This window comes from Streptomyces coelicoflavus (assembly GCF_045041415.1).
GTDB classification, from domain to species: Bacteria; Actinomycetota; Actinomycetes; order Streptomycetales; family Streptomycetaceae; genus Streptomyces; species Streptomyces coelicoflavus.
In genome coordinates this window covers 6,048,475-6,066,298 of sequence record NZ_CP108218.1, presented here as the reverse complement: position 1 = coordinate 6,066,298, position 17,824 = coordinate 6,048,475, and the positions used below count along the sequence as shown (strand labels likewise).

14 protein-coding genes are annotated in these 17,824 nt (G+C 73.1%); 10 read left to right on the top strand and 4 right to left on the bottom strand.

Translation table 11 applies throughout. From position 1 onward, the window contains the following. The first annotated feature begins 109 nt into the window (after positions 1 to 109). Positions 110 to 1,183 carry a nicotinate-nucleotide--dimethylbenzimidazole phosphoribosyltransferase gene (gene cobT, locus OHA99_RS27150; protein WP_366472022.1) on the top strand — a complete coding sequence of 358 codons (1,074 nt, stop codon included), beginning with the start codon at positions 110 to 112 and terminating at the stop codon, positions 1,181 to 1,183. A gap of 161 nt (positions 1,184 to 1,344) precedes the next feature. Here the strand turns inward: cobT and OHA99_RS27145 are convergent, their stop codons facing one another. Then, positions 1,345 to 2,085: a hypothetical protein gene (locus OHA99_RS27145; protein WP_165686255.1), complete on the bottom strand. Its 741-nt coding sequence runs from the start codon at positions 2,083 to 2,085 to the stop codon at positions 1,345 to 1,347. A 71-nt stretch (positions 2,086 to 2,156) separates the two neighbouring features. On the opposite strand from OHA99_RS27145, the gene OHA99_RS27140 reads away from it, so the two are divergent. Then, the gene (locus OHA99_RS27140; protein WP_153180220.1) at positions 2,157 to 2,939 is read left to right on the top strand and encodes an adenosylcobinamide-GDP ribazoletransferase; all 783 of its coding nucleotides are present in this window, start codon (positions 2,157 to 2,159) and stop codon (positions 2,937 to 2,939) included. 31 nt (positions 2,940 to 2,970) lie between these two features. On the opposite strand, the gene OHA99_RS27135 is transcribed toward OHA99_RS27140, so the two are convergent. After that, positions 2,971 to 3,783, bottom strand: a complete 813-nt coding sequence (locus OHA99_RS27135) for an endo alpha-1,4 polygalactosaminidase (RefSeq protein WP_153180219.1) — start codon at positions 3,781 to 3,783, stop codon at positions 2,971 to 2,973. Positions 3,784 to 4,035: 252 nt separating this feature from the next. On the opposite strand from OHA99_RS27135, the gene OHA99_RS27130 reads away from it, so the two are divergent. The 7 genes from OHA99_RS27130 (at position 4,036) to OHA99_RS27100 (ending at position 15,049) form a co-directional block, all read left to right on the top strand. Continuing rightward, the gene (locus OHA99_RS27130) at positions 4,036 to 5,574 is read left to right on the top strand and encodes a leucyl aminopeptidase (protein ID WP_282879984.1); all 1,539 of its coding nucleotides are present in this window, start codon (positions 4,036 to 4,038) and stop codon (positions 5,572 to 5,574) included. Positions 5,575 to 5,974: 400 nt separating this feature from the next. Continuing rightward, complete coding sequence (lpdA, locus tag OHA99_RS27125; protein ID WP_164385054.1) at positions 5,975 to 7,363, top strand: dihydrolipoyl dehydrogenase; 1,389 nt, start codon at positions 5,975 to 5,977, stop codon at positions 7,361 to 7,363. Between the two features lie 63 nt (positions 7,364 to 7,426). After that, the gene (sucB, locus tag OHA99_RS27120) at positions 7,427 to 9,205 is read left to right on the top strand and encodes a 2-oxoglutarate dehydrogenase, E2 component, dihydrolipoamide succinyltransferase (RefSeq protein ID WP_153180217.1); all 1,779 of its coding nucleotides are present in this window, start codon (positions 7,427 to 7,429) and stop codon (positions 9,203 to 9,205) included. A 210-nt stretch (positions 9,206 to 9,415) separates the two neighbouring features. Beyond that, on the top strand, positions 9,416 to 10,039 hold the full coding sequence (locus tag OHA99_RS27115) for a GntR family transcriptional regulator (RefSeq protein WP_153180216.1): 624 nt from the start codon (positions 9,416 to 9,418) through the stop codon (positions 10,037 to 10,039). A gap of 448 nt (positions 10,040 to 10,487) precedes the next feature. Beyond that, positions 10,488 to 13,187: a pyruvate dehydrogenase (acetyl-transferring), homodimeric type gene (aceE, locus tag OHA99_RS27110; protein WP_366472020.1), complete on the top strand. Its 2,700-nt coding sequence runs from the start codon at positions 10,488 to 10,490 to the stop codon at positions 13,185 to 13,187. Between the two features lie 71 nt (positions 13,188 to 13,258). Continuing rightward, on the top strand, positions 13,259 to 14,242 hold the full coding sequence (locus tag OHA99_RS27105) for a helix-turn-helix transcriptional regulator (RefSeq protein WP_405698259.1): 984 nt from the start codon (positions 13,259 to 13,261) through the stop codon (positions 14,240 to 14,242). 285 nt (positions 14,243 to 14,527) lie between these two features. Next, the gene (locus OHA99_RS27100; protein WP_164385050.1) at positions 14,528 to 15,049 is read left to right on the top strand and encodes a DUF4240 domain-containing protein; all 522 of its coding nucleotides are present in this window, start codon (positions 14,528 to 14,530) and stop codon (positions 15,047 to 15,049) included. Between the two features lie 12 nt (positions 15,050 to 15,061). Here OHA99_RS27100 and OHA99_RS27095 read toward each other — a convergent pair whose 3' ends face one another. Then, positions 15,062 to 15,949: a peptidoglycan recognition protein gene (locus OHA99_RS27095; protein WP_405698258.1), complete on the bottom strand. Its 888-nt coding sequence runs from the start codon at positions 15,947 to 15,949 to the stop codon at positions 15,062 to 15,064. 147 nt (positions 15,950 to 16,096) lie between these two features. On the opposite strand from OHA99_RS27095, the gene OHA99_RS27090 reads away from it, so the two are divergent. Next, positions 16,097 to 17,281, top strand: a complete 1,185-nt coding sequence (locus tag OHA99_RS27090; RefSeq protein WP_405698257.1) for a MarP family serine protease — start codon at positions 16,097 to 16,099, stop codon at positions 17,279 to 17,281. Here the strand turns inward: OHA99_RS27090 and OHA99_RS27085 are convergent. Next, positions 17,271 to 17,786, bottom strand: a complete 516-nt coding sequence (locus OHA99_RS27085) for a GNAT family N-acetyltransferase (protein WP_205616744.1) — start codon at positions 17,784 to 17,786, stop codon at positions 17,271 to 17,273. The two genes, OHA99_RS27090 and OHA99_RS27085, sit on opposite strands and share 11 nt — an antisense overlap. Positions 17,787 to 17,824: the final 38 nt, after the last annotated feature.

Here is a 17,824-nt window from a genome sequence, read left to right as displayed (position 1 = left end):
AGGCAAAACGTTACGTAGGTGATCGCCTTCCGGGGTGCAACGACGCAGCCCGGGCGCGCTGCCCACGGGCCCTCCTCCGGGTTCGGCCGGGGCCGGTACTGTTCGGCGAATGAGCTCGCTGAATCTCGACGACTTCACCGACCTGATCGAGCGCCCCGACGGCGGGATCCGCCGCGACGCCGAGGCGCGCCGGGAGCGTCAGGCCGTCCCGCCCGGATCGCTGGGCCGCCTGGACGACCTGGGCGAGTGGCTGGCGGCCGCACAGTCCGCGGTACCGGTACGGCCGGTCGTACGGCCCCGGGTGGTGCTCTTCGCCGGTGACCACAGGATCGCCGAGCTGGGCGTCTCGGCACGGACCGCGGGCGGCGCCGGTGAGCTGGTGCGCCAGGTGCTGGAGGGCGGCCGGCCGGTGTCGGTGCTCGCCCGGCGCCTGGACGTGCCCGTGCGCGTCGTCGACATGGCCCTGGACTGCGACCCGGAGGCGCTGCCGGCCGAGGTGGCGGGACACCGGGTGCGGCGCGGCGGCGGACGCATCGACGTCGAGGACGCGCTGACCCCCGAGGAGGCGGAGGCCGCCTTCCGGGCCGGGATGGCGGTGGCCGACGAGGAGGCCGACTCGGGCACGGACCTGGTGGTGCTCGGCGACGTGAGCGTGGGCGGTACGACGGCGGCGGGCGTCCTGGTGGCGGCACTGTGCGGGACGGACGCGTCGGTCGTCACCGGCCGGGGCGGGCTGGCCATCGACGACCTGGCCTGGATGCGCAAGTGCGCGGCGATCCGGGACGCGCTGCGACGTGCGCGGCCCGTCCTCGGCGACCAGTTGCAGCTCCTCGCCACGGTCGGCGGCGCGGACCTCACGGCCATGACGGGCTTCCTCTTGCAGAGCGCGGTGCGGAAGATGCCGGTGATCCTGGACGGCGTCGTGACGGCCGCGTGCGCGCTGGTCGGGCAGCGGGTCGCCTTCCGGGCGCCGGACTGGTGGCTGGCGGCGCACGACAGCGGGGAGCCGGGGCAGGCGAAGGCGCTGGACCGGATGGCGCTGGAGCCGCTGCTGTCGCAGGGCGTGAAGGTGGGCGAGGGAGCGGGTGGGCTGCTGGCCCTGCCTCTGGTGCAGGCGGCGGCGGCCTTGGCGGCGGAGCTGCCGGAGGTCTCCGACGGTGAGCCGGTGGTCGAGGGCGAGTGACCGGGGTTCAGTGACCGGGGCTCCTTGGTTGCCCGGCGTGGGTGTGGGCCCGGGGTGGGTCGCGCGCCCGGCGCTACTGGGTGCCGCTGCGCCCACCCGTGCCGCCCCAGCGGCACGACTGCCCGCAGCCAAAGGGGGCGGGCGACTGCCCGCAGCTACTGTCACCTTGGGTTGGGGCGGCCGCCGATCCAGTCCTGGAAGGTGCGGCGGGGGCCGGACCAGCGGCGGTCGTGGTGGTAGGCGCGGAGGCGGGCCTTCGCGCGGGCGCGGGGGCGGCGGGCGTAGCAGCGGCGGGCCCACAGGGAGCCGGGGCGGGCCAGGCGGACCGCGCCGACCAGGGCGATCACCGGCACGATGACCCCGAAGATCGCCAGCCGCGCCTTGCCCTTGGCCAGGGCGAGGAGGGAGAACAGGAAGTTGCCGGCGACCGTCGCGATGACGTTCGTGCGGTCCTGGAGCTCGTCCTGGGACATGCCGTCGACGCCGAAGGGCGTGAAGCCCGCGAGGACCAGCCCGACCAGGGCCGCGGTGAGCACCACGACCTCCACGCTCTTGCGCCCCGCCTCGGTCCAGTAGACGTCGTCGAGGTGCAGGATCAGCGCGAACTCGTCCAGGACGAGCCCCGCCCCCATCCCGAAGACCACCGCGGCCAGGGCGGAACCGAACCCGTGGCGGCCCCCGGCGACGGCGCCGAAGCCGCCGACGACGGTGAGGACGACCCCGGGGACCACGTGGTGGATGTGCACCCCGCCCGCCTTGACGTTCCCGAAGGGGCCCTTGCCCGCCCGGATCAGACGCGTGACGACCCGGGTGATCACGAACGTCAGGACGAACGCCGTCAGCGCGAGGAGCAGCGGCAGCTTGCCCGGCTCCACGATGTTGCGCTGCCACCAATCTCCCATATGCGCACGTTACGGTGATACGTCCACCGGGGCCCGTCAGCGGCCCGCCGACCGCCCGGTAGTCTGCGCCGGTGCTCAGGACCCTCTCCCCCGACGGCCTCCGGTTCGCCTTCGGGACTCTCACCGTGCTCCCGGTCAAGGTGACCCGCTGGGACCGGGACGCCGCCCGCGGCGGCATGCTGTGGGCGCCGCCGGCCGGGCTGGCGGTGGGCGTCCTCGCCGCGGGCGCCGGACTGCTGCTGCTCGCCCTGGGCGCGGGGAACCTGCTCGCCGCGGTCGCGACGGCCGCCGTACCCGCCGTGCTCACGCGCGGGCTGCATCTGGACGGACTGGCCGACACCGCCGACGGTCTGGGCAGCGGCAAACCCGCCGAGGACGCCCTGCGGATCATGAAGCAGTCGGACATCGGACCGTTCGGCGTGCTCACCCTCCTGTTCACGCTCCTGGCCCAGGTGGCCGCCCTCGCGCAGGCCTACGACGGCTCGTGGGCGCGGGGCGCGCTCGCCGCCGTGGTGTCGGCGACCGCCGCCCGGCTGGCGCTCACGACGGCGGCCCGGGCCGGGGTGCCCGCCGCCCGGCCGGAGGGCCTGGGCGCGGCGGTCGCGGGCGTCGTCCCGGCCGGCCGGGCGCTGACCGCGACGGCGGCCGTCACCCTGGCCGGCGCGGCGGCGGGCGCGTGCCTGGGCCCGTACGACGCCCTGCGCACGGCGCTCGCCGTGGTGTGCGCGGTCGCCGCCGCCGAACTGCTGCTGCGGCACTGCGTCCGCCGCTTCGGCGGCGTCACCGGCGACGTCTTCGGCGGGGTGGCGGAGACGGCGGCCACGACCGCGCTGGTGGTCCTGGTCCTGGGCTGACGCCCCGCGGTTCAGGCTGCGGTCCCGGGGCTCAGCAGGCCTCCCGCCACGCGTCCAGCTCGTACTTCTTCAGCATCGAACTGAGCCGCAGCTCGCGGGAGTCGGCGCAGAAGCGTTTCGTCGGCAGCTCGTACTCGACGTGGAAGACGGCCTTGTCCGCGTCGATGAACGGCTGGTTGTCGGCGCACTCGCCGTACTGGGCGCACTGCTCGTTGACGGCGAAGTCGAAGTCGTCCACCAGGTCCGGGATCTGGTCCAGGTCGTTCTTCAGGCCGACGGCCATGCCGCGGTCGTGGGCGAGCTTCGCGATCAGCCGGTTGTAGCGGAGCTGGTCGTCACCGGTGAGCGGGAAGCCGGTGTCGTTCTTGTAGCCGTCCATGTTGTCCGGCTCGACCGCGTCGAAGCCCTTGTCGCGGCACATGTCGAGGCGCTCGGCCATCAGCGGCTCCAGGACGTCGGTCGCGCGGATGTCGAGCCACCGCTCGCCCTCCCAGCCGTTGCCCTTGCCCAGCACCGCCGCCGGGAACGCGTCGGCGTCGGGCCGGAAGTCCTCCCAGGCGCCGGTGGAGACGTAGCAGATGACCTTGCGTCCGTCCTCGTGCAGGCCCGCGACCGTGGCCCTGCCGTGGTCGAAGCCGTCGATGTCGTAGACCGGTACGTCGACGGACGTGTCCAGTGTGCCGCTCAGCTGCCACTGCCAGGCGGTGCCCGGAGCCGGCCGCCAGCGGCCGGCTGCCTCGCCGCCGTCACCTCCGTCACCGCCGGTACCGCCCTCGCCGGGGGCCGGCGTGCAGCCCGCGAGCAGCAGCAGGAAGAGGGCTGTCGACAGGACCGGGCGTCTCACGGGGGGTGCTCCAGAGGGGGGGGTTGGGGCGGCGGCGTACCCGGGGAATGATCTCCCATCCACGGCTCGGCGCGGAAACCGCGGCCCCGTGGGAGCAAGCGCGGCCGGGGGCGAGCGTAGGCTCGTGCCGAGTGTTCGCCTGCCCAGGCGAGGACCGCATCGCAGGAGGGATCTAGGGTCGGATGTCGGGCCCGGTCGACCCACCCGCATTCGGCCACACCAGACTTCATACGGAAGCGAGATTTCACCACCGTGACTGCTCTCACTCTCTCCACCGCCGCGGCGCCCGGCCTCCGGGCCGACGCGATCGTGATCGGTGTCGCCAAGGGCGCGAACGGCCCGTCCGTCGCACCGGGCGCCGAGGCCGTGGACAAGGCGTACGACGGCCGGCTGGCCGGCGTCCTGGAGACCCTCGGTGCCTCCGGCGCCGAGGGCGAGGTGACTAAGCTGCCCGCTCCGTCCGGCTTCAAGGCGCCCGTCGTGGTGGCGGTGGGCCTCGGTGCCGAGCCCGACAAGGACGCCGGTTTCGACCCCGAGGCGCTGCGCCGGGCCGCCGGTGCGGCCGCCCGCGCCCTGGCCGGCGCCAAGAAGGCCGCCTTCGCCCTGCCGCTCGCCGAGGCCGCCGACGCCGGTGTCGTCGCCGAGGGCGTGCTGCTCGGCGCGTACTCCTTCGACGCGTACAAGGAGTCCGCGAAGGAGGCGAAGGGCGCCAAGGCCAAGGCCAACGGCAAGGCCCCGCTGGCGGAGGCCGCGCTGCTCGGCGGCAAGCCCCGCGACAAGGCGTACAAGGCGGCGATCGAGCGTGCCGCGGCCGTCGCCGAGGAGCTGAACCGCGCCCGCGACCTGGTCAACACCCCGCCGAACGACCTCGACCCGGAGGCGTTCGCGGCGGTGGCGCAGGCGGCCGCCAAGGAGCACGGCATCAAGGTGCAGGTGCTCGACGAGAAGGCGCTCACCAAGGGCGGTTACGGCGGCATCCTCGGCGTCGGTGCCGGTTCGGCGTCGGGTCCGCGGCTGGTGAAGCTGTCGTACACCTCGCCCAAGGCCAAGAAGTCCCTCGCCTTCGTCGGCAAGGGCATCACCTACGACTCGGGCGGCATCTCGCTGAAGCCGGCCGGGCACAACGAGACGATGAAGTGCGACATGGCCGGCGCCGCCGCCGTGTTCGCCGCGGTCGTCGCCGCCGCGCGGCTCGGCCTGGAGGTCAACGTGACCGGCTGGCTGGCGCTGGCCGAGAACATGCCGTCGGGCTCCGCGACGCGCCCGGGTGACGTGCTGCGGATGTACAGCGGCAAGACGGTGGAGGTGCTCAACACCGACGCCGAGGGCCGGCTCGTGCTCGCCGACGCGCTGTGGGCGGCCTCGCAGGACAAGCCGGACGCGATCATCGACGTGGCGACGCTGACGGGCGCGATGATGCTGGCGCTGGGCAGCCGGACGTACGGGATCATGGCGAACGACGACGCGTTCCGCGCCGCGGTGCACGAGGCGGCGGAGGAGTCCGGCGAGCCGGCGTGGCCGATGCCGCTGCCGGAGCACCTGCGCAAGGGCATGGACTCGCCGACCGCGGACATCGCGAACATGGGTGAGCGGATGGGCGGCGGTCTGGTGGCCGGTCTGTTCCTGCGGGAGTTCGTCGGCGAGGGCATCACCTGGGCGCACCTGGACATCGCGGGGCCCGCCTTCAACGAGGGCGGACCGTTCGGGTACACGCCGAAGGGCGGTACCGGGACGGCGGTGCGGACGCTGGTGCGGGTCGCCGAGCGGGTTGCCCTCGGAGATCTCGGCTGACGTACGCCTGAGAGCTCGGGGGTGCGGGTGATTGCGCGGCTGCGGCCCGTCGTGGCTTGTCGCGCAGTTCCCCGCGCCCCTGGGTGGGATGCTCTGCCGTCGGCCAAGAGGAACCACAGCATGCCGCGCCCACGCGGCGGAGCCGCAGATCGACACGGCCCCGCGTCCCTTGGCCGGCTGTCCTGGCGTCGGCCGAAGAAGAACCGCAGGACGAACCCCGCTCACGTGAACGTGGGGTGTCTCACACCCCGGCCCCACGTCTCGTTCGTCTCTCACAAGTGCGAAGATGGAGCCCGGCAGGACAGGGCCCACCCAAGGGCCGAGAACAATGAGCGGCCGGACACCAGCCGCCGACCGGTCACTGGAGACCGGCGTGGCGCACATGCATGGAGGACGTGACGTGGCGAACGACGCCAGCACCGTTTTCGACCTAGTGATCCTCGGCGGTGGCAGCGGTGGTTACGCCGCGGCGCTGCGCGGGGCGCAGCTGGGCCTGGACGTCGCCCTGATCGAGAAGAACAAGCTTGGCGGCACCTGCCTGCACAACGGCTGCATTCCCACCAAGGCCCTGCTCCACGCGGGCGAGGTCGCCGACCAGTCCCGCGAGAGCGAGCAGTTCGGCGTCAAGACGTCCTTCGAGGGCGTCGACATGGCCGGCGTGCACAAGTACAAGGACGAGGTGATCGCCGGCCTGTACAAGGGCCTGCAGGGTCTGGTCGCCTCCCGCAAGATCACCTACATCGAGGGTGAGGGCCGGCTCTCCTCCCCCACCTCCGTCGATGTCAACGGTCAGCGTGTCGAGGGCCGCCACGTCCTGCTCGCGACCGGCTCCGTGCCGAAGACGCTGCCGGGCCTGGAGATCGACGGCAACCGGATCATCTCCTCGGACCACGCCCTCACGCTGGACCGCGTGCCGAAGTCCGCGATCGTGCTGGGCGGCGGCGTCATCGGCGTCGAGTTCGCCTCCGCGTGGAAGTCCTTCGGTTCCGAGGTCACGGTCATCGAGGGCCTCAAGCACCTCGTCCCGGTCGAGGACGAGAACAGCTCCAAGCTCCTGGAGCGCGCCTTCCGCAAGCGGGGCATCAAGTTCAACCTGGGCACCTTCTTCCAGAAGGCCGAGTACACGCAGGACGGCGTCAAGGTCACCCTCGCCGACGGCAAGGAGTTCGAGGCCGAGGTCCTGCTCGTCGCCATCGGCCGCGGCCCGGTCTCGCAGGGCCTGGGCTACGAGGAGAACGGCGTCGCGACGGACCGCGGCTTCGTCCTCGTGGACGAGTACATGCGGACCAACGTCCCGACCGTCTCCGCCGTCGGCGACCTCGTTCCCACCCTCCAGCTCGCGCACGTCGGCTTCGCCGAGGGCATCCTGGTGGCGGAGCGGCTCGCCGGCCTGAAGCCGGTCCCGGTCGACTACGACGGCGTGCCGCGGGTGACGTACTGCCACCCGGAGGTCGCCTCCGTCGGTCTGACCGAGGCCAAGGCGAAGGAGGTCTACGGCGCGGACAAGGTCGTCGCCCTGAAGTACAACCTCGCCGGCAACGGCAAGAGCAAGATCCTCAAGACCGCGGGCGAGATCAAGCTCGTCCAGGTCAAGGACGGTGCCGTGGTCGGCGTCCACATGGTCGGCGACCGCATGGGCGAGCAGGTCGGCGAGGCGCAGCTGATCTACAACTGGGAGGCGCTGCCGGCCGAGGTCGCGCAGCTCATCCACGCGCACCCGACGCAGAACGAGGCGATGGGCGAGGCCCACCTCGCGCTGGCCGGCAAGCCGCTGCACTCCCACGACTGACCCCCTCGGTCACTGGGCGCGACGACACAGACTTCCGCAATTTCGTAAGGAGCAACCGAAACCATGGCGGTTTCCGTAACCCTTCCGGCGCTCGGCGAGAGCGTCACCGAGGGCACCGTCACCCGTTGGCTGAAGGCCGAGGGTGAGCGCGTCGAGGCCGACGAGCCGTTGCTCGAGGTCTCGACCGACAAGGTCGACACCGAGATCCCGGCGCCCGCCTCCGGCGTGCTGTCCTCCATCAAGGTCGCCGAGGACGAGACCGTCGAGGTCGGCGCCGAGCTGGCGCTGATCGACGACGGTTCCGGCGCCCCCGCCGCCGCGCCGGCCCCGCAGGCCGAGCAGGTCGCCGAGCCGGCTCCCGAGCCCGCCCCGGCCGCCCCCTCCACGGAGCAGGCCGCCCCGGCGCCCGCTCCCACCGCCGACGCCGCCGCCGGTCAGAGTGGTGGCGGCTCCGCCGAGGGCACGGACGTGGTCCTGCCCGCGCTCGGCGAGTCCGTCACCGAGGGCACCGTCACCCGCTGGCTGAAGTCGGTCGGTGACAGCGTCGAGGAGGACGAGCCGCTGCTCGAGGTCTCGACCGACAAGGTCGACACCGAGATCCCGGCGCCCGCCTCGGGCACGCTGCTGGAGATCGTGGTCGGCGAGGACGAGACGGCCGAGGTCGGCGCCAAGCTCGCCGTCATCGGCGCGGCGGGTGCCGCCCCGGCGGCCGCCCCCGCCCAGGAGGCCCCGGCCGCCCCGGCCCAGCCCGAGCCCACCCCGGCTCCGGCAGCTCCGACCCCGGCCCCGGCCCCCGCGCAGGCCGCTCCGGCTCCGGCTCCGGCCGCGCCGGCCCCCGCCCCGCAGGCCCCGGCGCCCGCGCCGGCCCCGGCCGCCGCTCCGGCTGCCCCGGCCGCCGCCCAGCCGGTGGACGACGGTGCCTACGTCACCCCGCTGGTGCGCAAGCTCGCCGCCGAGAACGGCGTCGACCTGTCCACCGTCAAGGGCACAGGCGTCGGCGGCCGTATCCGCAAGCAGGACGTCGTCGCCGCCGCGGAGGCCGCGAAGGCCGCCGCCCCGGCTCCGGCTGCCGCCCCCGCCGCGCCCGCCGCGAAGAAGGCCCCCGTCCTGGAGGCCTCCCCGCTGCGTGGCCAGACCGTCAAGATGCCGCGCATCCGCAAGGTCATCGGCGACAACATGGTCAAGGCGCTGCACGAGCAGGCCCAGCTGTCGTCGGTCGTCGAGGTCGACGTCACCCGTCTGATGAAGCTGCGCGCCCGTGCCAAGGACGCGTTCGCGGCGCGCGAGGGCGTCAAGCTCTCGCCGATGCCGTTCTTCGTCAAGGCCGCGGCCCAGGCGCTGAAGGCGCACGCGCCGGTCAACGCCAAGATCAACGAGGCCGAGGGGACCATCACCTACTTCGACACCGAGAACATCGGTATCGCGGTGGACTCCGAGAAGGGCCTGATGACCCCGGTCATCAAGAACGCCGGTGACCTGAACCTGGCCGGCATCGCCAAGGCGACCGCCGACCTGGCGGGCAAGGTGCGGGCCAGCAGGATCAGCCCGGACGAGCTGGCCGGCGCGACCTTCACCATCAGCAACACCGGTTCGCGCGGCGCGCTGTTCGACACGATCATCGTGCCGCCGGGCCAGGTCGCCATCCTCGGCATCGGTGCCACGGTCAAGCGTCCGGCCGTCATCGAGACGGAGGACGGCCCGGTCATCGGCGTCCGCGACATGACGTACCTGACCCTGTCCTACGACCACCGTCTGGTGGACGGCGCCGACGCCGCCCGCTACCTGACGGCGGTCAAGGCGATCCTGGAGGCGGGCGAGTTCGAGGTCGAGCTCGGCCTGTAATTCCCCCCGCCAGTGGGCCCCTGCGATGCCCCCGCCCGGAACTTTCCGGGCGGGGGCATCGCCGTGTTCCGGCCGGGGCACGCTGTGTAAGTCTCGTCTCACCTGCGTAAAAGCGCCCCCATGCGCCCTTCCCGCCCGTCGTGACGGCCGTATTGTCTAAGCGTCAGCCGCCCCAGGGGTCCGAAAGGCGACCCTCCCGAAGGAGCTCTCATGACCGCGCCCGTCGTCCACTCGCTGCGCGAACAGATCCGCGAGCACATCCTGGAAGGGATCATCAGCGGACGCTGGCAGCCGGGCGAGCGGATCGTGGAGCGCCGGATCGCCACCGAGCTGGAGGTCAGCCAGACGCCGGTCCGCGAGGCGCTGCGGGAGCTGGAGTCGCTGCGGCTGATCGAGTCGGCGCCGAACAAGGGCGTACGGGTGCGGAACCTGACCGCCGCCGACCTGGAGGAGAGCTACCCGGTCCGGGCCGGTCTGGAGGCGATCGCGGCGGAGCTGGCGGCGGACCGGCTGGCGACGGACTGCTCGGCGCTGGAACCGCATGTCGCCGCCCTGTACGCGGCCGACCGGGCGTCGGACGGCACCGGCCAGGTGCGGCACACGGTGGGCTTCCACCGGGAGCTGGTGCGGGCGGCGGGCAACTCGGTGCTGCTGCACACGTGGGAGGGGCTGGGGATCGAGGTGTTCACGGCGCTGTCGATACGGTGGCTGGGGACGGTGCAGCAGTCGTACGCGGAGGAGCACGACGAGCTGGTGGCCGCGTTCCGCCGCCGGGACCCCCGCATCCCGGAAATCGTCAAGTCCCACGTCCTGGGCTGCGCGCCGCGCCCCTAGTTCTTCTTCGCCCCCGCCGCCCCTTCCCGTCCCGTCCCTGGGGGCTCCGCCCCCAGACCCCCGTTCGCGCCCACGCGGCGGAGCCGCACATCGACACAGCCCCGCGCCCCTGGAGAACGGCGCAGCCGTTTCCAGGGGCGCGGGGAACTGCGCGAGCAACCACGACGCAGCGGCACCCGCCACACAACCGAACCACCCGAGCCGCACCGCGCTCACCTGCACAAACCCCCAACTTCAAGGTCACCCCGTGCCACCGTCGGAGGCACCCCGTGCCGACTTTCTCGTGATCAAGAGGTTTTGCCCCTCAACCCTTTGATCGATCATCGATCAGCGAGTTACAGTCACGTTTGGACTCCCACCGGAGCCCAGCCCTGTCCTGCCAAAGACCTAGGGCACCCCCGAACCCTTGCCGATGAGGGAACCCCCTTCGACTGAGGAAGGCGGCGACATGACGACCGACCCCAAAGCCATCCAGCCGAGCGAGCTCGACCAGCTCCCGGACCGCGACCCGGAGGAGACCGCCGAATGGCAGGCCTCCCTGGACGCCGTCACCAAGGCGGCCGGGCCGCACCGTGCCGCGTACCTGATGCGCCGCACACTGGAGCGCGCCGAGGGCGCCGGCCTCGCGCTGCCGAAGCTCCTCGAGACGGACTACGTCAACACCATCCCCACCTCCGCCGAGCCCGCCGTGGACGGCGACGAGGCGCTGGAGCAGCGGATCACCGCCTGGAACCGCTGGAACGCGGCGGCGATGGTGACCCGCGGCAGCAAGCACGGCGTCGGCGGCCACATCGCCACCTTCGCCTCCGCCGCCTGGCTCTACGAGACCGGCTTCAACCACTTCTTCAAGGGCAAGGAGGGGGACGGCTCCGGCGACCAGCTCTACATCCAGGGCCACGCCTCCCCCGGCATCTACGCCCGCGCCTTCCTCGACGGCCGTCTGTCCGAGGAGCAGCTGGACAACTTCCGCCGCGAGGCCGGCGGCAACGGTCTGCCGTCCTACCCGCACCCGCGCCGGCTGCCCTGGCTGTGGGAGTTCCCCACCGTCTCCATGGGCCTCGGCCCGATCTCCGCGATCTACCAGGCACGGTTCAACCGCTACCTGACCAGCCGCGGCATCAAGGACCTGACGAACTCCCACGTGTGGGCGTTCCTCGGTGACGGCGAGATGGACGAGCCGGAGTCCACCACCGCGCTCACCCTCGCCTCCCGTGAGGGCCTGGACAACCTGACCTTCGTCATCAACTGCAACCTGCAGCGCCTCGACGGTCCGGTCCGCGCCAACTTCAAGATCGTGCAGGAGCTGGAGGCCCAGTTCCGCGGCGCCGGCTGGAACGTGATCAAGTCGCTGTGGGGCACGGCGTGGGACGAGCTGTTCCAGCTCGACACCACCGGCGCGCTCGTACGCCGCCTGCGCGAGGTACCCGACGCGCAGGTGCAGACGTACCAGACGCGCGACGCCGCCTACATCCGCGAGGACTTCTTCAACAAGGACCCGCAGCTCGCCGAGATGGCGAAGCTGCTGTCCGACGACAAGATCCTCGACTGCTTCCACTTCTCGCGCGGCGGTCACGAGTCCCGCAAGGTCTACGCCGCCTACCGCGCCGCGCTCGCCCACAAGGGCGCGCCGACCGTGATCCTGGCCCAGACGGTCAAGGGGCACACCCTCGGCACCGGCTTCGCGTCCAAGAACGCCAACCACCAGATGAAGAAGCTCTCGGTGGACGAGTTCAAGGACATGCGCGACCTGCTCGGCCTGCCGATCGCGGACAGCGCCTTCGTCGACGGCGTGGTCCCCTACGCCCACCCGGGCGCCGACTCCCCCGAGGTCCGCTACCTCCAGGAGCGCCGCGCCGCCCTCGGCGGTCCGGCCCCGGCCCGTCGGGTGCACCCGGTCGCCCCGCTGCCCGCGCCCGCCGACAAGGCGTTCACGGCCTTCGACAAGGGCTCCGGTTCGCAGAGCGTGGCCACCACGATGGCCTTCGTCCGCCTGGTCAAGGACCTGGTCCGCGACAAGGAGACCGGCAAGCGCTGGGTGCCGATCGTCCCCGACGAGGCGCGCACCTTCGGCATGGAGTCGCTGTTCCCGTCGCTGGGCATCTACTCGCCCAAGGGCCAGACGTACGAGCCGGTCGACCGCGACCAGCTGATGTACTACAAGGAGGCCAAGAACGGCCAGATCCTCAACGAGGGGATCACCGAGGCCGGTTCGATGGCCGACTTCATCGCCGCTTCGACGTCGTACGCGACGCACGGCGAGACGATGATCCCGTTCTACATCTTCTACTCGATGTTCGGCTGGCAGCGCACGGCCGACCAGATGTGGCAGCTCGGCGACCAGCTCGGCCGCGGCTTCCTGGTGGGCGCCACCGCCGGCCGCACCACGCTGACCGGTGAGGGCCTCCAGCACGCGGACGGCCACTCCCCGGCCATCGCGGCGACCAACCCGGCCGCGCTGTCCTACGACCCGGCGTTCGCGTACGAGATCGCGGTGATCGTCAAGGACGGTCTGCGCCGCATGTACGGCGAGGCGGCCCCGGGCGAGGACCAGAACGTCTTCTACTACCTGACGGTCTACAACGAGCCGATGCCGCAGCCGGCCAAGCCGTCCGGCATCGACGAGGGCATCGTCAAGGGCCTGTACCGCTTCAACACGGCGGAGACGGCGGGCCTGACCCCGGCCGCGAACGCCCCGCGCATCCAGCTGCTCGGTTCCGGCACGGCGATCCACTGGACGCTCAAGGCGCAGCGGCTGCTCGCCGAGGAGTGGGGCGTCGCCGCCGACGTGTGGTCCGCGACCTCCTGGACGGAGCTGCGCCGGGACGCCATGGACGCCGACGCGGCGCTGCTGCGCGGCGAGGAGCGGGTGCCGTACGTGCGCCGGGCGCTCCAGGGCGCCGAGGGTCCGGTCCTCGCGGTCTCCGACTACATGCGGCAGGTCCCGGACCAGATCGCGCAGTGGGTCGAGCAGGACTACTCGTCGCTCGGTGCCGACGGCTTCGGTCTGTCGGACACCCGTGACGCCGCCCGCCGCCACTTCGGCGTCGACGCCGAGTCCATCGTGGTCGCGGCCCTGGCCCAGCTCGCCAGGCGCGGCGAGGTCAAGGCGACGACCGTGAAGGAGGCGCGCGAGCGCTACGGCCTGTGAGCACGAGGCCGATGTGAGTGGAGGCCCCCGCCGCGGCGGGGGCCTTCCGCGTCCTCCTGCATCATGTGGGGATGCGTGCTGCCCGCCTCATCAAGATGGTGCTGCTCCTCCAGTCCCGCCCGGCCATGACCGCGGCCGAGCTGGCCCGGGAGCTGGAGGTGTCGGAGCGCACGGTGACGCGGGACGCGCAGGCGCTGTCGGAGGCGGGCGTGCCGGTGTACGCGGAGCGGGGGCGGGCCGGGGGCTACCGCCTGGTCGGCGGCTACCGCACCCGGCTCACCGGGCTGGCCCGGGGCGAGGCGGAGGCGCTGTTCCTGTCGGGGGTCCCCGGGGCACTGCGCGAGATGGGCCTGGAGGACGCGGCCTCGGCGGCTCGCCTGAAGGTGTCGGCGGCCCTGCTCCCCTCCCTGCGGGACGCCTCCCGTACGGCCGCCCAGCGGTTCCACCTCGACGCGCCCAGCTGGTTCCGCGAGCCCGAGACGCCCGAGCTGCTGCCGGCGGTGGCGGACGCGGTCTGGGACGACCGGCGCGTCGCCGCGCGCTACCGGCGCGGGGAGGAGGAGGTGGTGCGGGAGCTGGAGCCGTACGGGCTCGTGCTGAAGGCCGGCGTCTGGTACCTGTGCGCGCGGGTGGCACGGGCGGCGGGCGGCGGGTCCTTCCGGGTGTACCGCATCGACCGGTTCACGGCGGTGGAGGCGGGCGGGGAGCGCTTCGAGCGGGACGGGGACTTCGACCTGCCCGCGTTCTGGGCGGAGCGGGCCGAGGAGTTCGCGCGGTCGATTCTGCGGGCGGAGGTGATGGTGCGGCTGTCGGCCGACGGCGTACGGAGGCTGCCGCACGTCGTCGACGCGCCGGCCGCCCGGGAGGCGCTGGAGGCCGCCGGGGCGCCGGACGCGGAGGGCTGGGTGACGGTGACGCTGCCGGTGGAGTCGGAGGAGGTCGCGCACGAGCAGCTGCGCGGGCTCGGGCCGGAGGTGGAGGTGTTGGCGCCGGCGGCGCTGCGGGGGCGCTTCGCGCGGGATGCGGGGCGGTTGGCGGGGTTGTACGGGGGGTGAGTCCACCGGGGCCCGGCATAGGAGCGCAGCCCGGCGTCGCAGGGTGCCCGGCGTGGGTGTGGGCGCGGGGTGGGAGCGCAGCCCGGCGGTGCGGGGTGCCGCTGCGCCCACCCGTGCCGCCCCTGGGGGTACCTCCCAGGCCGTTCAGGCACTGGGGGAGGCACGACTGCCCGCAGCTACGGGGCGGCAGCAGCGGCAGCGGCAGCGGCAGCGGCAGCGGCGCGTATAACGATCCGTCGTACTCCGCGTGCGGCGTTCTCGTCCAGGGTCGATGCTGGAGCCGTGATGGACGAGACGGAGTTCTGGGAGTTGATCGACGCCGCCCGGCAGCGGGCCGACGGTGATCCCGAGGACCAGGCCGACCTGCTCGTGGAGCGGCTGCTCGGCATGGACCCGGACCTGGTGCTCGACTTCGCCCGCCACTTCGAGGCCCGCTACAACCGCGCCTGCGCCTGGGACCTGTGGGGCGCGGCGTGGGTGCTGCTCGGCGGGGCGAGCGACGACGCCTTCGACTTCTTCCGGTGCTGGCTGATCGGCCAGGGCCGTGAGGTCTACGAGGGCGCGGTGCACGACCCCGACTCGCTCGCCGAACTGCTGGACGACTTCGACGAGGAGCTGGACGGCGACGGCGAGGAGCTGGGCTACGCGGCCGACGAGGCCTACGAACAGCTCACCGGCACCGTCGCCCCCGATCTGGGCATCGCGCCCGCGCCCGCCGAGCCGCTGGGCACGCCGGTCGACCTCGAGAACGACCGGGCCCTCGCCGAGCGCCTGCCCCGCCTGTGGGCGAGGTTCGGGCCCGACTGAGGACCCGGACGGTCAGGCGCGGCCCTGGAGACGGGCCGCCGTGTCCCTGATGTCGCCGAGGCGTGCGGTGAGGGCGGCTCCCGGGCAACTGGTCGGGTAGCCGTCGTCGTGGCCCGCGACGGCGGGCAGCGTGGCGGTGGCGCCCGCGGCGAACCGGCTGAGGCCGTTGCTGGAGACCAGGACGGCCTTCCCGCGCGGGTCGGTGCCGCTCCCGCCGAGCTTCCAGGCGGTCACGGCGGCGATCGCGTCGGTCAGCTCGTCGGGCACGGGCACCCCGGCGGTGTAGGTGCCGAGGGCGGCGATCCCGGTGGTGCGGTGGTTGAAGCCCTGGGTGTGGGCGCCGGTGACGGGACGGTCGATGCCCCCGGCGCGGCCCTCGTAGACGGTGCCGCAGCGGTCGACCACGAAGTTGTAGCCGATGTCGTCCCAGTCCCGGGCGCCCGTCTGGCCCTGGTACACGCCGCGCAGGATGGCCGGCACGTCGGCGCAGTCGTAGCCGTTGGGCGTGTCCGTGTGGTGGACGAAGACGGCGACGACCTTGTCGTCGTAGCGGGGGGCGGGCTGGGCGCGGGCGGCGTCGCCCAGCCAGACCGACCGGGGCACGATGTCGGGCCGGGGCGCGGCGTACCGGTCGGTGGCGGCGGCCGGGGCGGCGTCGGCGGTCTGTGCGTCGGCTGCCCGTTGCACGCCGTTCGCGCACAGGAAGAGCGCGGCGACGGCGGCCAGCCCGGGCAGGGCGCCGAGCAGCGCCCGGGCCGGGGCCGGGACACCGGCGGCGCCGGGTGTGCGGGAGGTACGGCGCTCCCGGGCCCGGCGCGGTCCTCGGAAGACTGGCATGGTCCTACTGTCCGGCGGATCCGCTCTGTCCGCGATGTGTGGTGTGCCACCCGGTGGAACCATCGTCCCGGTGCACGGCGTTCCACGGTAGACCGCACACGTTCGCTCGCATGGACGACCCCTCTTCGGACGGTCGTGCGTTTCAGGCTGATCATCGGCCCGGTACGGCACGTACTGAGGGTCCCGGGGTCCGGCAGAAAGGCGGTTCGCGTGGACCTGCTCGACATCGTGCTGGCGCTGGTGGTGCTGGCCTACGCGGCGTCCGGGTACCGGCGCGGGCTGGTGGCGGGCTGCGTGTCGCTGGCCGGCTTCGTGGGCGGCGCGGTGCTCGGCGTGTGGGTGCTGCCTTGGGTGATGGACCTGGTCGCGCGGGGCTCGACCGGGGCGACGGTGGTCGCGGTGGTCACGGTGCTGCTCCCGGCGATGGTGGGCCACGAGCTGGCGGGGCGGCTCGCGCTGCGGCTGCGCCGGGAACTGGACGCCGGTCCGCTCAGGGTGGCCGACGGGGTCGGCGGGGCGGTGGCGAACTCGGCGGCGGCGCTGATCGTGGCGTGGGTGGCGGCGAGCGTCCTCGCGGCGTCCTCGTCCTCCCTGCTCACCTCGGCGATCCGGGACTCGAGCGTGCTGGGCGCGGTGCAGCGGGTGATGCCGGACACCACCCCGGCGTGGTTCTCCCGGGCGACGACCGCGCTGGCCGACGCCGGGTTCCCGCAGGTCTTCAACCCGTTCGAGAACGAGTCGGCCGCCGAGGTCGCCGAGCCCTCGGGCGACAGCGTCACGCCCGCGGCGACCCGCGCGGCCAGGCTGAGCACGGTGAAGGTGGAGGGCGTGGCCGGCGCCCAGGGCCGAGAGGGCAGCGGCTTCGTGTACGCGCCGGAGCACGTGATGACCAACGCCCACGTGGTGGCCGGCATCGACGCCCCGAGCGTCCGGGTCGGCGGCGTGGGCCCCACGTACGAGGCGCGGGTGGTGCTGTTCGACCCGGACAAGGACGTGGCCGTGCTGTACGTCCCCGATCTGCGGGCGCCGGTGCTGCGGTTCGAGGAGGACGCCTCGCGCGGCGACGCGGCGGTGGTCGCGGGCTATCCGCAGGACGGGGCGCTGGACCTGCGGGCGGCGACGGTCGCCAACCGGATCCGCGCCACCGGCCAGAACATCTACAACGACGAGAACGTCACCCGGGAGATCTACTCGATCCGTTCCACGGTCCGCCCCGGCAACTCGGGCGGACCCCTGCTGACCACCGACGGCCGGGTGTACGGAGTGGTGTTCGCCCGTTCCACCTCCGATGCGGAGACCGGCTACGTGCTGACGGCCGCCGAGGTGGCCTCCGAGGCGCGCGACGCCGCGGACGCCACGCGGGCGGTGGACACGGGCGAGCCCGTCACGTCGTGAGCGCGGCCCCGGCCGGGCCGGTCAGCATCTGTCCCATCAGCACGTCGTCGACGTACCGGCCGTCGAGGTGGAACTCCTCGGGCTGTACGCCCTCGACGACGAAGCCCTCGGACTCGTAGAGCTTCCGGGCCGCCGTGTTGTGGCCGAGGACACGCAGGGTGATCCGGCGGAAGCCTCGCTGCCGGGCGTCCTCGACGGCGGCCCGGACCAGGGCCCGCCCCACGCCGTGTCCCCGGGCCGCGCCCGCGACGGCGAGGCCGCGGATCTGGCGGACGTGGGTGTTGGAGTCCAGCGGGGTGGGGAAGCCGAGCCGGACGTAGCCGACGACGGCGCCGTCGAGTTCGGCGACCAGGTGGGCGTCGGGCCCGCAGGTGTCACGGAAGAAGGGCTCGTCCGGCCCCGGCGGGGGCGAGACGGCGTGCAGGTAGGACCAGGTCTCGTGGTCGATCCGGCGCAGCGGTTCCTCGTCCTCGGACCTGGCGGGGCGTATGTGCGGAGCTGGCATGACGGTCACTGTACGACGCGGTGGCGGCGACCGTTCCG